The 14,874-nt window shown below is 45.6% G+C and carries 14 protein-coding genes; 11 read left to right on the top strand and 3 right to left on the bottom strand.

What is annotated here, in order from left to right; all coding sequences use genetic code 11:
• Nucleotides 1–62: 62 nt before the first annotated feature.
• From LZ11_RS01930 to LZ11_RS01880, 11 genes are all read left to right on the top strand, one after another.
• Nucleotides 63–974: a tetrahydromethanopterin S-methyltransferase subunit H family protein gene (locus LZ11_RS01930; RefSeq protein ID WP_148866128.1), complete on the top strand. Its 912-nt coding sequence runs from the start codon at nucleotides 63–65 to the stop codon at nucleotides 972–974.
• 11 nt (nucleotides 975–985) lie between these two features.
• Nucleotides 986–2,140, top strand: coding sequence for a uroporphyrinogen decarboxylase family protein (locus LZ11_RS01925; protein WP_246110673.1), 1,155 nt, complete (start codon nucleotides 986–988; stop codon nucleotides 2,138–2,140).
• Between the two features lie 127 nt (nucleotides 2,141–2,267).
• The gene (locus LZ11_RS01920; protein ID WP_148866124.1) at nucleotides 2,268–4,118 is read left to right on the top strand and encodes an MtaA/CmuA family methyltransferase; all 1,851 of its coding nucleotides are present in this window, start codon (nucleotides 2,268–2,270) and stop codon (nucleotides 4,116–4,118) included.
• 470 nt (nucleotides 4,119–4,588) lie between these two features.
• Nucleotides 4,589–5,065, top strand: a complete 477-nt coding sequence (locus tag LZ11_RS01910) for a C-GCAxxG-C-C family protein (protein ID WP_148866120.1) — start codon at nucleotides 4,589–4,591, stop codon at nucleotides 5,063–5,065.
• 20 nt (nucleotides 5,066–5,085) lie between these two features.
• Nucleotides 5,086–6,018, top strand: coding sequence for a TDT family transporter (locus LZ11_RS01905; RefSeq protein ID WP_148866118.1), 933 nt, complete (start codon nucleotides 5,086–5,088; stop codon nucleotides 6,016–6,018).
• Between the two features lie 82 nt (nucleotides 6,019–6,100).
• Nucleotides 6,101–6,787, top strand: a complete 687-nt coding sequence (locus tag LZ11_RS01900; protein ID WP_148866116.1) for a hypothetical protein — start codon at nucleotides 6,101–6,103, stop codon at nucleotides 6,785–6,787.
• Nucleotides 6,788–6,938: 151 nt separating this feature from the next.
• A complete protein-coding gene (gene ubiB, locus LZ11_RS01895) occupies nucleotides 6,939–8,603 on the top strand; it encodes a 2-polyprenylphenol 6-hydroxylase (RefSeq protein WP_148866114.1) in 1,665 nt (554 codons plus the stop codon).
• Nucleotides 8,604–8,630: 27 nt separating this feature from the next.
• The gene (locus LZ11_RS01890) at nucleotides 8,631–10,052 is read left to right on the top strand and encodes a S41 family peptidase (RefSeq protein ID WP_148866112.1); all 1,422 of its coding nucleotides are present in this window, start codon (nucleotides 8,631–8,633) and stop codon (nucleotides 10,050–10,052) included.
• A gap of 169 nt (nucleotides 10,053–10,221) precedes the next feature.
• Nucleotides 10,222–11,325, top strand: coding sequence for a sodium ion-translocating decarboxylase subunit beta (locus tag LZ11_RS01885; RefSeq protein WP_148866111.1), 1,104 nt, complete (start codon nucleotides 10,222–10,224; stop codon nucleotides 11,323–11,325).
• Nucleotides 11,326–11,371: 46 nt separating this feature from the next.
• The gene (locus LZ11_RS12965; protein ID WP_342782580.1) at nucleotides 11,372–11,467 is read left to right on the top strand and encodes an OadG-related small transporter subunit; all 96 of its coding nucleotides are present in this window, start codon (nucleotides 11,372–11,374) and stop codon (nucleotides 11,465–11,467) included.
• Between the two features lie 111 nt (nucleotides 11,468–11,578).
• On the top strand, nucleotides 11,579–13,207 hold the full coding sequence (locus LZ11_RS01880) for a putative manganese-dependent inorganic diphosphatase (protein ID WP_148866109.1): 1,629 nt from the start codon (nucleotides 11,579–11,581) through the stop codon (nucleotides 13,205–13,207).
• On the opposite strand, the gene LZ11_RS01875 is transcribed toward LZ11_RS01880, so the two are convergent.
• From LZ11_RS01875 to nikR, 3 genes are all read right to left on the bottom strand, one after another.
• The gene (locus tag LZ11_RS01875) at nucleotides 13,184–13,810 is read right to left on the bottom strand and encodes a class I SAM-dependent DNA methyltransferase (protein ID WP_148866107.1); all 627 of its coding nucleotides are present in this window, start codon (nucleotides 13,808–13,810) and stop codon (nucleotides 13,184–13,186) included. The two genes, LZ11_RS01880 and LZ11_RS01875, sit on opposite strands and share 24 nt — an antisense overlap.
• 4 nt (nucleotides 13,811–13,814) lie before the next feature.
• Nucleotides 13,815–14,363 carry an ECF transporter S component gene (locus LZ11_RS01870; RefSeq protein WP_148866105.1) on the bottom strand — a complete coding sequence of 183 codons (549 nt, stop codon included), beginning with the start codon at nucleotides 14,361–14,363 and terminating at the stop codon, nucleotides 13,815–13,817.
• A gap of 88 nt (nucleotides 14,364–14,451) precedes the next feature.
• Nucleotides 14,452–14,859 carry a nickel-responsive transcriptional regulator NikR gene (gene nikR / locus LZ11_RS01865; RefSeq protein ID WP_148866103.1) on the bottom strand — a complete coding sequence of 136 codons (408 nt, stop codon included), beginning with the start codon at nucleotides 14,857–14,859 and terminating at the stop codon, nucleotides 14,452–14,454.
• Between the last annotated feature and the right edge of the window lie 15 nt (nucleotides 14,860–14,874).

Genomic DNA, 14,874 nt, shown 5'->3' with positions numbered 1-14,874 from the left:
CTCCTGATATTGGTGGCTTTGGTGATTCCTTTGATCTTATTATATATAAGGGGGAATTGAAGTTGGCAGAATGTCATGTAATTAAGATTGGTGACGCAATGATAGGAGGGCCGTTCGGTTTAACAACCGGCTTGGTGGTAGGGAGTATTTTCTACGACAAACACTCTATTGTTTCTGATCCTTTCGCCGGTGAGTTTGATCAATCCCGGGCGGCGGAACTGGTGGACCGTGTAAATAAACTCAGTAAACGATATGGGGTTCAAATGGCCTTTGACATCATTGCCGCTTCACCTGAAGCTATGGAACGTTTTTTGGAATTCGTAAGTGCGCGTACGAGCCTCCCTTTATTAATAAATGCTACTGAGGCTGAAACCCGTATAGCCGGGCTTGAGGCGGGTGCTAAACTCGGCATTCTGAACCGTTCTATTTATGCATCACTCAATGAGGATACCGAAGACGAAGAATTGGAAGTACTTGGCCGGCATCGCCCCGCTGCTGTCATGATTCTTGCCAGCGATGTAAGTAATCCTACCCCTGAGGGAACTTGCGAAATGATTGAAAACTATTATTACCCTATGTTAAAGGAGATTGGTGTAGTAGCTCCGATTGTTGATGTAGGCACCATGGATCCACCTTCGATTGGCTTAAATATCCGACAAATTCAGGCTGTACGGGAACGTTTCGGTTATCCTGCGGGTTGTGCCTTTTCTAACTGTTTTCCACAATGGACCAGCGTGAAAAAGTTGGGCCGGGAATGGGTAAATCTGTCTTTAGCAACGGCCCTTGCCGTCTGTCGTGCCGCCGGTGCAGACTATTTGCACTACGGCATCATTGAGAAGGCCCCAATAGCAGCTCATGTGTCGGGGACTGCAGAAGTATTCTATGGATTTGCGGCTAAGGAACTAGACGGGCATAAACTGCCGGAAAATCATCCCCTATGGAATATGTTCAAGCTATCAGGGGAGATGGAGTAATGTCACTCCGGATGAAGTTAGCTGAATTGCTTTCCGGAGACTGGAACGGTCCACCACTAATTGACATCGGAACAACATCCCTTACCGGCATTCGGGCCAGTGCACTTCCGCATTTGCGAAAAGACAGTGCGGTGGCACATTCCATTTACGAAACTCTGCCTTTGACACCAATGGAGTGTATCCGTTTAGGATCCGATTTCATCCGTACCGGTCTATTATTTGCCCCCCCGGTGATGACCGATGAACCTTTTACCGATGCTTTCGGCGTTCAATGGCAAAGAGACGAAGGTTTCTTATCACCAATCAGCCATCCTTTGGAAACTGCAGGGCTCAAGGATATCTTACATTACCCTAAACCTGAATGGCGTAACCAAGTACAGCTTGTTGAACCGGAATTTAGAAACGCCGGCATTGTAATTGCAGATGCTCCTTGCCCAGGCCTCTTAGAACTGAGCTTTATGTTGCGCAACCCCTGGCGGTTTATGGAAGACATTGCTGAAAAAAACTGGAAGATCGCTGCAGCCCTCCTGGATTGGTCATTGGAATCTATTGTTGATGCCTATAACTACATGTTGAGTTCGCTTCCTGAGCAACCGGATGTCATCATTTATAGCGATGATCTGGGCTACCAGGATGGTATGTTTTTCTCTCCATCGGATTTCCGGAATCTTGTCCGTCCGTATATGCATTTGTTGCTGACCCAGCTTAGAAAGTTAACCCCGGCGGCGATTTGTTTTCACAGTTGCGGAGCTATTCGTCCCATTCTGAAGGATATAGCAGAATTGGGTGTCGAGTTAATCAACCTGGACACCAAAGCTAAAGGAATGAATGTTATGGAAGTGCGGCGGGAACTGCCTGCTTCTATAATATTGCACGGATCAAACGACCTGTGTGCTTTGGGCGAAGCCGTAGCCAATAAAAACAAAGCTAGAATCGCCTTATTAATTACAGAGTTGGCTCAGAGTGCACCGGTCATTGCCGGCCCCCTCGACAATATGTCTTCAGCAGAAGAAGTGCTTGCAGCTATCCGCGGGGCTGCCTTTATCCGCAATTTCTCCAACGATGATTTTGAAAAGTTGCGTTACATTGGTCCGGTTCGAAACATTATTGAAGAGGCAATAGAGAAAACATTTTCAACAGAATTGCCCGTAATTGCCGCCCTTTAATATAGAGCACATTTTTTCAGGGTCATCGCCAAATTTTATGGAAAAAGGTGGTGAGGTATATTCGAATAAGTCTAAAGAACTGCTTAAGATTCACGAATAATGCAAAAAGTTTAAGGAGGGAGCAAGTATGCCCAAGATGACCAGCCGGGAAAGAGTTATTGCGGCAGTTACTATGAAAGAGCTGCCGGATCAGGTGCCCGTAAACCCGTTGTTAATGACACGGGGTATTCGCGAGGGGGGAGTTAGAGTTGATGAGGTTATGTTCGACGGTGAGGCTATGGCCAGAGCCAAAATTAAAGCTCTTCAAAAATTCGGTGGAGACGTGGTGCTTGCCGGAACCGACTTGTTTACCCCGGTAGAGAACCTGGGTGCCGTATTAGAATACCTGCCTTATGCACAACCTTCATTAGTTGAACATCCCGCGCCTACAAAAGAAGCTTTTTACCGTTTAAAAGATAACTACCTAAAGAATGGTTTTAATCCGGATAAAGGCCGTTTGAGAGCTATTCAAGAAGAAATAAGAACCTTCATTAGAGAAGGCTGGAAAGATACCCACGTACTGGCTACTCCCGTCGGCGGTCCGATTACTACCGCCCAGATGGTTACTGGAACAGACAACTTTTTTACCTATTTGGCTGAAGATCCGGATTTCGCTAAAGAGGTTATAGAATTATCTCTTGATGTTGTGAAAAATGTCTGCCGGATGATGTTTGAAGCCGGGGTTGATGTCGTCAATATCCTTGACCCGTTCTGCTCCTGCGACATTTTGCCGCCGGAAATGTATAGAGAATTCGGCTTGCCTTACCAGCAGAGGTTATTCGCTTATATTAAAGAAATCGGCGGTATTGGGCTCCTACATACATGCACCTTTACCCAACCCATCTGGCCCGACATTGTTACTACCGGCGCCGTTAACTTTAACGGCGATATGTACCCTGGAGCAGACCATGCCAAGCGCTCTATAGGAGATAAAATTTCACTTATGGGTACGGTCAGTCCCTACTCAACGTTAGTCCACGGCACTCCCGAGGATGTTGCCAGGGAAGTAAAGAAACTGGCTGTTGAAGTGGGGTATAACGGCGGATTTATCTGCATGCCCGGTTGTGATATTGACTGGACTGTTCCAGAAGAAAACTTACGCGCGTTGATTGAAACCTGCGCGTCAATCAAGTACCCGATAGACATCGAGGCCCTTGGTGACCTGAGCGATGTTTATTTGCCCGGACACCCCAAACACCCGGGTATGCGCAAAGCATCAACGGATAACGATCAAATGGTTAGAATGGGAATTCGGAAGACCCATCAGGTAAAGAAAACTCCTGAAGAAGAGGTTTACTTTAACCTGGCGGATGCGGTTATGGAATATGATGATGACAAGGTTGTAGAGTGGACTAAAAAAGGTTTGGAACTCGGTTTGACCCCTCAACAAATCATATTCAACGGTTTATCCCTTGGAATGAAAATGGTCGGCGATTTGTATGAGCGCAACGAACGTTTCGTGACCGATATGCTTAAATCTGCCAAGACTATGGAGAAGGCTATAGCTATTCTTGCTCCGATGATGGAAGCCTCGGGATCAGGATATGGGAAGAAAGAAACCGTTGTAATGGGTCTGGTACGCGGAAACACCCAAGACATTGGCAAAAATCTCGTGGTTCTTATGTTGAAGGCAAATGGCTATAATGTTATAGACCTTGGCAAGAACGTTAAACCTGAAGAGTTTATAGAAGCAGCGGAAGCCAATAATGCTGTAGCCATTGGTATGTCTGTTATGACTAACTCCTCGGTTACCTATGCAGAGAAAACTGTGAAATTACTTAAAGAGAAAGGTCTAGCCGACAAGTATCTGGTGATGACCGGCGGAGCAGCGATGAATGAGCAGATTGCTGCCCGAATAGGTGCCAAATATGGTTCGGATGCCAACGCAGCTGTTTCCTTAGTAAAAGAGCATCTTGCAGCAAGAGAAAGGGCCAGCTGATTATGCCTATATACGACTTTGTTTGTAGCGATTGTGGTGCCAGGCGTCCGGTGTTAGTAGATTATGAAGACAAAGAGGGATTGGAACTCATATGTGTTCGTTGTGGCGGAGTGATGAGAGCTTCTCCGGTAGCGATGTTCACTTTTATTAGACCGGTAAAAGTAGAACAGTCCATCAATCGGGAAAAAATTAAGCCTTGCGGGCACGCTCATCATTGTCGCTGTGCCGCCGTAAAACAAAAAGGACCTAATCCTTTTCAAAAACAAGTCGATTAAGTTTCAATTCAGGTTCGTTCCGGGAAATTTTCCCGGAACTTTTTTCTTTATTTGCAATTATAATAGTTCAACGGGATGTTATAGAGATATTTTATTTTTATTATAGAAAATATTCATCTATAATTATATCCGTGTGCGGGGAATTCGTACCCCGAAGGAAAAGACAAATATTCAAACGATTGGAGGAAAATTTTCATGGAGAAAAGTGCATTAATTGAATCAGTCCGCAGGAAGGCTGAAGGTTATTTCGTCCGCGGAGAATTTTTTTGTTCGGAAGCCGTGGTGCACACCATCAATGAGTTGCTCGGCTGGCCGTTTCCTGAGGACGTCGTAAAAATGGCATCCGCTTTTCCGATAGGCCTTGGTAAGTCAGGATGCCTCTGCGGAGCCGTGAGCGGAGGCGCTATGGCCCTCGGCATGGCTTACGGCAGAAAACACGGTGAATCTATGAATGAAAAAATGTTTCAAATTTCTGCTGCGCTGCATGACCATATCAAAGGTATATATAAAAGCACATGCTGCCGTGTTCTTGTAAAAGGCTATGAATTTACCAGCCCCGAAAGAAAAGCTCACTGTGTTCAAATAACAGGTGAAGTGGCTGCATGGATTGCTGAAAGGTTGCTGGAAGATCCGGCTATTGCACAGAAAATTAACATGGCAGTAAATAGTTAGGCGTAATGCGGGGGTAAAAAATGTATACGATTATCAATAAAATACCAATTCCGATAGCCGGGTTAATGTTGGCTTCAGCAGCAGCGGGTAACCTGGTATTGTCTTACGGAGACATATATAGAAATTTTTTTGGCATTTTGTCTGCTGTTATAATGTTTATACTTATTATAAAAGTATTTGTCATGCCGAAATCATTGGCGGAGGGCTTCGAAAATCCTGTGGTTGCCGGCGTCATGCCTACGTTTTCCATGGGTATGATGATTTTATCCACGTATATAAAACCCTATTTTTCCCCAGCAGCTTACTGTATATGGCTTCTTGGCTTAACTATACACGCCGTATTGATGTTTTATTTTACCAAAAAATATATTTTAAACTTTAACATTAAAAAAGTTTTTCCGAGCTATTTTATTGTTTATGTGGGTATAGTTTGCGGCAGCGTGACTGCTCCGGTATTCGGTTTGGCCCGCTGGGGCCAATTCATATTCTGGCTCGGCTTTGCGTCTTATTTAATTTTACTGCCGTTAATAATATACAGGGTTATGGTAATAAAAGGAATACCAGAACCGGCTGTTCCAACCATTGCTATTTTTGCAGCCCCGGCAAGTCTGTGTCTGGCTGGTTATTTGAATTCTTTCCAGGGAAAAAATATGGCGATGGTCGTTTTTTTAAGTTTACTATCGCTAATTATGTATATTTCAGTGATGTTATGTATTCCTAAAATACTGAAGTTAAAATTCTATCCCAGTTGTTCGGCCTTAACATTTCCATTTGTCATTACTGCCGTTGCAATAAAAGGCACATATGCTTTTTTAGCAAAAACGGGAGAGGTATATCCACTATTTATGTATTTGACCAAATTTTTAGAGCTTTGGGCAATAACAATGGTCCTTTACGTATTGGTAAGATACGCCGTTTTTATTCTTTCTGAACCGGATGGTCGAAGGCTGTAAATTTAGTCCGGCTTTTCGGGGAACAATAAAAAAGGAGCATTTCAAAACGGCTCGATAAAATCAAATTCAGAGGTGCGGGTATATGAATCGTGCAGCTGGGAAAAAGACGCTGGAGTTAGGGGCCGTATTAATCTGTTTGCTTATAATATTTATAAGCGGATGTACGAGGAGCGGGGACTCCGATAAAAAACCACCGCAGCAGGCAAAACCCCTTTCACGGGAACTGACAGAGCTCCTTCCCGAAAAAGCTGGATTCCGCTGGGTATACAGCGGCTTTGCCGAGTACGGCCATACCATGGAACTCCGGTCAATAGTCCGCGGCGAAACCGCCGCTCGCTATGAAGTAGAAGGGGAGGTTATAGATGTCTCCGGCGGTGAAGCCGAGGGGGATTTTGGTCTCCGGGTGGAGTATGAGGTAAAAAACGGATCTTTGAGAATGCGGAAAGATTCGGAGAAGATGATGGATAACTTTTCGGAACTGGAACTTATCCGCCTGCCTCTGAAGAAAGGCACGCAATGGGAACAGAAGGCACAGCACAAAGACGGCAGGGAATACCGGCTGACCTGCACCATCCAGAAAGTAGAAGACGATCCTCAGGGGAAAATTTATACGGTGGTTTACAAGGATAAGGACAGCGATTTTTACGAAAAAAGGCGGATCCAGGAGAACTGGGGCGTGATTTCCTTTGAGACGGTTTGGGAAAGCGAAGAAGGTCCCGTCACTATAGGTTATGACCTTTACAGAGAAGCTTCAGGCTATAAAAAATGAAACGACGAAAAACACTCCTGCCCGGATATGCTTAAGCGGGCTCGGGTGTTTTTTATTTGCAAGATAAATGTTTAATAAGATTAAAATTGCATTTTCCGGATCATGGTGCTAACATATTAGCTGATGGAATGCGATTGAGGAGGTTTTATTCTTGCGGTTCGGCCAGCTCAACGCCACCTACCTTCATGCCAGAAGGTACAGGGAAATAATCAACGTAATCGTAAAGTACGGCTTCGGTTATCTGGTGGAAAGGGTCGGACTTGCTCGTTTGATAAGCAGGGACAGGTGCCGGAAAGTCAGGAGATTAACCGTCCCTGAAAGGGTCAGGTTGATGCTTGAAGAACTGGGGCCGACCTTCGTAAAGTTCGGCCAGATCCTTGCGACCAGGCCTGACGTGATACCGCCCGATTACATAGACGAGCTTAAGAGGCTGCACGATAGCGTTTTCGGCGTCGAGTTCGACAGGATAAAGGAGCAGGTGGAGAGGGAGCTGGGGAGAAGGATTGAGGAAGTGTTTTCATCTTTTGAAACCCAACCTTTTGCAGCCGCTTCTATAGCCCAGGTCCACAGGGCTGTTTTGAACAGCGGGCAGGACGTTGTGGTGAAGGTGCAGAGGCCGGGAATAGAATGGATAATTAAAGCAGACCTGGATATACTGCACAGCCTGGCGAGGCTCGCCGAAAGACATATCCCGGAAAGCCGCATATATGATCCGGTGGGGCTGGTGGAGGAATTTGCACGGGCTCTGCAAAGGGAACTGGACTTTACCCGGGAAGGGTGGAATGTGGAGAGGTTCAGGCGGAACTTTGAGGGAGACGATAGCGTTTATGTCCCCAGGGTTTTCTGGGAGTTTACAACCCGCAGGGTTCTTACGATAGAATATGTGTGCGGTGTCAGAGTGGACCAGCTTGATAAAATTGCCCAAATGGGAGTTTCCAGAAAGAAGATAGCGGAAAACGGGGCCAGGGCCGTTTTAAAGCAGATTTTCGTGCATGGATTCTTCCACGCAGACCCGCACCCGGGTAATATATTGGTACGGCCCGACGGCAGCATAGCCTTTATAGACTTTGGGATGATGGGAAGGATAGACCGTTATACCAGGGGAAAAATGGCCGAACTTATAATAGGTGTTATAAATAGAGATGAAGCAAGAATTGTAGATACCCTCCTGGATATCGGAGCTCCCGGCAGACAAAGCGATGTCGGGGAGTTTCAGTTGGACGTCCAGGACATGCTGGACCGGTATTACGGCAGAACTTTAAAAGAAATAAACATGACAGGACTCCTTAACGAAATTTTTATCACGGCCGGCAGACATGGTATAAAGTTACCTCGGGGATTTGCCCTGCTTTCCAAGAGCATATTGACCATTGACGGCATTGGGAGGCAGCTTTACCCGGAGTTCGATTTTATAAAAACAGCCAGGCCTTTTGTGAGGCAGTTGATGAAAGAAAGATACAGTTTACGTTATATAGCTAGGGCCCTCAGGACTGATTTCACCGAGGCGGCCAGGTCTTTTGCCCTTTTACCTGACCTGATAGGTGAAGTTTTCGACAAAGTAAAGAGGGAAAGCCTAAAGATAGATTTTGAGTATAATGGCCTTGAAAAGTTCGCCTTCGAGCTTAACCGCATGACCAACAGACTGGTGTTCAGCATGATAGTTGCCGCGCTGATAATCGGGTCCTCGCTGATAATCCGCTCCAGCGCTGGTCCCTATCTTCAGGGCTTTCCCATTATGGGGATTCTGGGCTTCATCCTGGCGGGAGTGCTAGGCTTCGGCCTGTTGATTTCCATCCTAAAGACGGGTATAATGTGAGTAAATTTGATATTGGAGGAAGGGCATATGAACAAAAAAAGGTTTAAATTAATTCCAACCTTACTGGTTGCCGTTATTGTATTCAATATTTTTGCTCCCGAAGTACTGGCTGCCGGTGACCAGCAGGACATACCTCCCGAAGTAGACTTCCTGATGAAGCTCTCCGATTTCATTGATGTAAATTATGCGGGGGATGTGGACAGGCTGCAGTTAATTCAAGGAGCCATACGCGGCATGGTCGACTCCTTGAACGATCCGTATTCGGAGTATTTTACGCCCAAAGAACTGATGGATTTTGAACGATCGACCAGCGGAAATTTCGGCGGAATAGGCGTCGTTATAACCGCAAAGGACGGCTTTAATACAGTGGTTTCGGTGCTGGAAGGCTCCCCTGCAGCCAGGGCAGGAATAAAGCCCGGCGACAGGATAGTGGAAGTCGGCGGGAGGGACGTGACCAAATTTACAACCTCGGAAGTGGCGGAGCTGTTAAGGGGCAATGAAGGCACGAAAGTCAGTGTGGGGGTCCTGAGAGAAGGCGAAAAACAGATTTTGAAGTTTGATATAACCCGGGAAATAATCAAGGTGAACCCGATAGAGTACAGGATTCTGGAAAGCGGCATCGGGTACATAAAAATCAGCGAATTCAACGAAAATACCGCAGAAAACATAGACAAGGCACTGGCGGCTTTCAAAAGCAGCGGTGTCAAGGGAATTATACTCGACCTGCGCAACAATCCCGGCGGGCTTCTTGATCAGGCCGTCGAAACCGCCAGGCGATTTGTTCCCAGAGGGCTCATAGTCAAAGTTGTTTCAAAAAGCGGTGAGACCAGGGCTTATTATTCCGATTCGGACCCTTCGCCCTTCAAGCTGGTGGTGCTGGTAAACGGAGGCTCTGCCAGTGCATCGGAGATACTGGCCGGAGCCATAAAAGACAGAAAGGCCGGAGTAATAGTTGGGGAGAAGACCTTCGGCAAGGCAACCGTGCAGCGGCTGATCAACCTGGGGGTTTTAGGGGGCATAAAACTTACGATCGCCAGATACATCACGCCCAACGGGATTGATATAAACAAGACCGGCATAGCACCGGATATAGAGGTAAAGCAGGATACCTCCGATCCTACAAAAGACTTCATGCCGTTTAAGCCCACAAGGGATCTTAAGTACGGCAGCATAGGCCTTGACGTTATGGGTCTTCAGCAGCGCCTGCGGTTCCTCGGCCTGTTTAAGGTGGAACCCGACGGCGTATTCGGACCCAGGACCAAAAAGGCGGTGGAGGATTTCCAGGCTAAAAAAGGGTTTCCCGTGGACGGAATTGCCGGCGAAAAACTGCAAAAAGCTCTGGATGAGGCCGTAAAGGAGGTACTCGAGTCCCGGGAGGATCTACAGCTCAAGAGGGCTGTGGAAGTTTTGAAAAGACTTTTAACTGCAAAAGCCGATAAAGCGGCATAAAAAGGGAACTGGCAAAAAAATTTTGGTGAAGTGCTTCTTGTATGAAAAAAATGGAATTTAAAGAAAAACAATAATATATAATCATGGAGCGATTTTATTTAAAGTTGCTCTAATAGGAATCAAGATGTACAATGTATGCAGTATGAGTTGTAGTTAAGGAGGACGGAGAATGGATCAATTATTGTATGGAATTAAAGCTCTAAACCCTTCGCAGGTAATTATGTTTTTAACCGGCGGTGTTCTGATTTACCTTGCTATTAAAAAAGAGTACGAACCGATGCTTTTGTTGCCCATTGGCTTTGGTGCAATTCTGGCAAACATACCTTATTCTTCGGCAATAAGCCATGATGGTTTTTTGGCATTACTATTTAAAGCAGGAATTTTGACAGAACTATTTCCTGTTTTAATATTTATCGCCGTGGGAGCTATGATTGACTTTACTCCTCTTCTGCAGCAACCCTTCATGCTTTTTTTCGGGGCTGCGGCCCAATTCGGTATATTCTTTACTATGGCCATGGCGGCTTTATTTGGATTTGACCTCAAAGAGGCGGCATCTATAGGAATAATAGGTGCGGCTGACGGCCCAACTTCAATTTACGTGGCTACCAAATTTGCGCGACATTTGCTGGCACCCATTTCGGTGGCGGCTTATTCATATATGTCCCTGGTTCCTATTATTCAACCGCCGGTTATCAGATTGCTGACAACTCCGGCTGAAAGAAGAATTCATATGAGACCTGAGTTTAATATAAAAATTTCAAAAACGGTTCAGATTCTCTTTCCCATAGTCATTACTATCATAGCAGGAATAATTGCTCCAATAAGCGTGGCACTCGTTGGTTCTTTAATGTTCGGCAATTTAATTCGGGTTTCCGGCGTTTTGGACAGGCTCTCTAAAGCAGCTCAGAACGAACTGGCAAATCTCGTTACGCTTCTTCTCGGAATTACCATTGGTTCAACAATGACCGCGGAACAGTTCCTAAACCCCGCCACATTGCTGATAATAGCTATGGGCCTGGTAGCATTTATTTTTGATACCGCAGGCGGCGTAATATTCGCAAAAATCCTTAACCTTTTCCTTAAAAATAAAATAAATCCAATGGTTGGAGCGGCGGGCATATCCGCGTTTCCTATGTCGGCAAGAGTTATTCAAAAAATGGCCCAGCAGGAAGACCCGTCAAACTTTGTGTTGATGCAGGCTGTAGGTGCTAACGTGGCGGGCCAGTTAGGCTCTATTATAGCGGGCGGATTAATCCTTACACTGGTTAAATAGGAAAGAGGTGATTCTGTTGGATGTCTTTTTTGAGACGTTAAGAATAATGGTTGAAGGCATGGCGGGAATTTTTTTGGCGATATCGCTTTTCTTTATTGTAATAAAACTGATGATACGCGTTTTTCCGGAGAAAAATTGCTAAAAAGCGTTCGTTTTGAACGCTTTTTTTTGATGAAAAAGATGTGCTATAATCTTAATCGAACCATAGAAACAAAGTGAAAAAACATTGAACGTAATAGGAAGAGGGGAAATAATGAGCGATATATATGTGTTCGGACATAGAAATCCTGATACCGATTCGATATGCTCTGCTATCGCATACAGCGATTTCAAAAATCTTACTGAAAAAGACTATAATTACATTCCCGCCAGGCTCGGGCCGATCAACAGAGAAACGCAATTTGTCCTGGACTATTTTGGCGTCCCTGTGCCCCGGGTGATAGAAAATGTTTATACTCAAGTATCCGATATACATTTTGATAAGCCCGTAAATGTGAATAAAAATGCTTCAATGTTTGAGGCCTGGCATATGATCCTTCAGCATAACGCCAGGACGATAAACATTGTGGATGACAGTGGCAAATTTCTGGGCCTTGCTACGCTGGGGGACATTGCAAAGGTCTACTTAGAATCTTCATCAGGTTTCTCCGGATATGCAGTACCTGTAAAAAACATAGTAGAAACCCTGAAAGGCGAAGCCCTCGTCTTAAAAGAAGAGGTATTCAGCGGAAATATTATAGTGGCCGCCATGCAGATAGACGATATCCAAAGCCGCATAAAAGAAGGCGATCTGCTGATTGTAGGCAACAGGAAAGATGTTCAACTCATGGCTGTAAAAAGCGGAATAAAAATCCTGGTAGTCACAGGAGGCCATGAGGTGCCGGGTGATGTATTGGAGACGGCTGGAGCGAACGGCGTAACGGTAATAAAAGTGCCCTACGATACATTTGATACCGTAAAATTGATAAATGAAAGCTTACCCGTACGGTACATTATGAAAACCGAAGATTTAATCACCTTCAGTCTGGAAGATACGATTGACGATGTGAAGGAAACAATGCTGAAATACAGGTACAGAAACTTCCCCGTTCTGGATGGCCAGAAAAGGCCCGTGGGTATGCTGGCGAGGAGCCACATACTGGATTATACCAGGAAAAATGTAATACTGGTTGACCACAATGAAAAATCTCAGTCTGCAGAGGGTATCGAACAGGCGAGTATCCTGGAAATCATAGACCACCACAGGATAGGCTGCCTGGAAACCGGACAGCCCATCGTCTTTATAAACCGGCCTGTGGGCTGCACCGCGACTATAGTTTGCAGGAACTATGAAGAGAGAAATATTATGCCCTCAAAAAAAATAGCAGGCCTCATGTGCGCTGCCATATTGTCGGATACGCTCATGTTTAAATCGCCCACGTGTACCGGCGAAGACATAAGAGCGGCAAAAAAACTTGCCGGCATAGCCGGCATCGAAATTGAAAAATTCGCAAGGGCCATGTTTGAGGCCGGGACATCTCTTGAGGGGAAAACCGAAGAGGAGATATTTTTTACCGATTTTAAAGAGTTTAAAATAGGAGACTACAAAATCGGAGTAAGCCAGGTGAATATCTTTAACAACAGCCCAGAATCCCTTAAAAACCGTCTGATACAATTTATGGAAAAACTGAGGACCGACAGGGAGTACGACCTCCTGCTCCTTATGCTGACGGATATAATCAATGAGGTTTCCGAGTTTCTGTTTGTGGGTAATCACAGGGAATTAATCAGAAGGGCTTTCGGTGTGGATGTTGGAGGAAACAGCTTCTTACTGCCTCGCGTTGTTTCCAGAAAAAAGCAGGTTGTCCCGAGAATCATATCAGCTATAAATTCCCTTTCCTGATACAGGCAAGGAACCGATGACTGCGTATACGTCATCATTGTCGATCGAATGTATTACTTCCAGACCGGCTTGCTTCATATAGGAGGCTACCGCGTCGGCAGGCGGGAGAAGGTGATGGAACACGGGGGAGCCTGCCGACCGGTGAAGGGCGTTTATTTTTTCCCGGCTCTCCGAGTGACATATGGTCAGTTTGCCTCCCGGGTTTAACAGGGAGGCGGTTTTTTTTATGCATTTTGGTTTGTCTTCAATATGAGGGAATACCGAATAAAAGATTATCGCGTCAAATTTATCCGGAGACTCAAAATTCATTATGTCCCCGTGAGCGAATTTTACGTTGGGGAAAAGGGCTTCCTGGAATTTCTCCCTGGCCCTTTCCAGCATTTTTTCAGCAATATCTATACCGGTGATTTCCCCGGAAGGCCCGATTTTTTCAATTAAATACGGGATGAGCACCCCGGTGCCGCAGCCCACATCCAGGATTTTAAATCCCGGGGCGATTCCTGTAAGCTTTAATATAAACCTTATCTTTTCGGGGGAATGATTCACTTTACCATCCCATTCGGGGGCTAAATCGTTGAAAAACCGGCGTAAAGATTCCGGCATGTTTTTACCTCCTTTCCCCACCGGCAGCGCTGGCCTGCCCCTGTAATGGGGTTCGGGATTCGACCAGTTTCACTATTAAGGGGATGAGGATGAGCTGAATAAGAATTCCCGGCAGGCCGGTTATGAAAAGCGACGTCATTACTTTCGCCAAGCTAAGGGGCTTTTCTAATATGCAGGCAATGATTAACCAGTTGGCAACTATAGAGGCAATTCTTCCGGAAAGCATTGTTCCGGCAAGGGCCGGGTATATACCCCATTTTCGGTGGCGGTAAAAAAACGAACTTACAAATCCGTATGTAGCTAGTTCGGCCATCATGGCAAAGACGGCGGGTGGAGAGGGCATCGATGTAAGGACGAAACTTAAAAAGGGGGTTGAAATCCCTATCAGGGCTGCCAGGTTTTTCGACAGCATGAAGCCCCCCAGCAGTACAGGGATATGCATGGGTAGAAACACTGGCCCTCCCAGCTTGTAAGTGTGAAAGGCTATCGGCAGCAGTATTCCCGCGGCGACCAGAAGGCCCGCGGCTGCGATGTCTTTGATTTTATTTTCCATTATACATTCCCCCTGAACATTTATTTTTAGGTAACACACAAAAAAGATAACGTAACACGCTATGTTAAAAAAATTAATCTGCCGTAAATCAAATAATGCCCGTTACGGACAGCCTGGAATGTTTTACGCCCTTCAGGGAAGAAAGTTTTTCGTGGAGTTTTTTAATCTCTTGCGCCATGCCCTTTACTATGAGGACTTCCAAGCAGTTTTTTTCATCGAAGTGCACGTGTACGGTGGATATTATCAGGTGATGAAAGTGATGCTGCATGTGGGTAAGGGTGTCGGTAATTCCGTGGCTGTTGTGGTCGTAAATAATTGTTATGGTGCCGGCGAGGGTACCGGTGTCTTTTTCCCACATGTCTTCTATGAGGGCGTTTCTTACCAGGTCCCTCAGAGCTTCCGAACGGTTGGTATAGCCTTTTTTCTGTATCATTCTGTCGAATTTATCCAGTAAGTCCTGGCTCATGGAAATTCCGAATCTAGTGGTATCCGCCATGGCAGCCTCCCGAAG

Source organism: Thermosediminibacter litoriperuensis (assembly GCF_008124715.1).
GTDB classification, from domain to species: Bacteria; Bacillota; Thermosediminibacteria; order Thermosediminibacterales; family Thermosediminibacteraceae; genus Thermosediminibacter; species Thermosediminibacter litoriperuensis.
Note: the sequence above shows the minus strand (reverse complement) of the source record. Positions and strands in the feature narration are given on the sequence as shown.

Excerpts from the sequence above, each read along its gene's own strand:
- LZ11_RS12965 (WP_342782580.1), top strand. The coding sequence starts at position 11,372 with ATGGTTGAAGGCATGGCGGGAATTTTTTTGGCGATATCGCTTTTCTTT.
- LZ11_RS01870 (WP_148866105.1), bottom strand. The coding sequence starts at position 14,363 with ATGGAAAATAAAATCAAAGACATCGCAGCCGCGGGCCTTCTGGTCGCC.
- LZ11_RS01905 (WP_148866118.1), top strand. The coding sequence starts at position 5,086 with ATGTATACGATTATCAATAAAATACCAATTCCGATAGCCGGGTTAATG.
- LZ11_RS01875 (WP_148866107.1), bottom strand. The coding sequence starts at position 13,810 with ATGCCGGAATCTTTACGCCGGTTTTTCAACGATTTAGCCCCCGAATGG.
- nikR (WP_148866103.1), bottom strand. The coding sequence starts at position 14,859 with ATGGCGGATACCACTAGATTCGGAATTTCCATGAGCCAGGACTTACTG.
- LZ11_RS01910 (WP_148866120.1), top strand. The coding sequence starts at position 4,589 with ATGGAGAAAAGTGCATTAATTGAATCAGTCCGCAGGAAGGCTGAAGGT.
- LZ11_RS01890 (WP_148866112.1), top strand. The coding sequence starts at position 8,631 with ATGAACAAAAAAAGGTTTAAATTAATTCCAACCTTACTGGTTGCCGTT.
- LZ11_RS01880 (WP_148866109.1), top strand. The coding sequence starts at position 11,579 with ATGAGCGATATATATGTGTTCGGACATAGAAATCCTGATACCGATTCG.
- LZ11_RS01900 (WP_148866116.1), top strand. The coding sequence starts at position 6,101 with ATGAATCGTGCAGCTGGGAAAAAGACGCTGGAGTTAGGGGCCGTATTA.
- LZ11_RS01920 (WP_148866124.1), top strand. The coding sequence starts at position 2,268 with ATGCCCAAGATGACCAGCCGGGAAAGAGTTATTGCGGCAGTTACTATG.
- LZ11_RS01925 (WP_246110673.1), top strand. The coding sequence starts at position 986 with ATGAAGTTAGCTGAATTGCTTTCCGGAGACTGGAACGGTCCACCACTA.
- LZ11_RS01885 (WP_148866111.1), top strand. The coding sequence starts at position 10,222 with ATGGATCAATTATTGTATGGAATTAAAGCTCTAAACCCTTCGCAGGTA.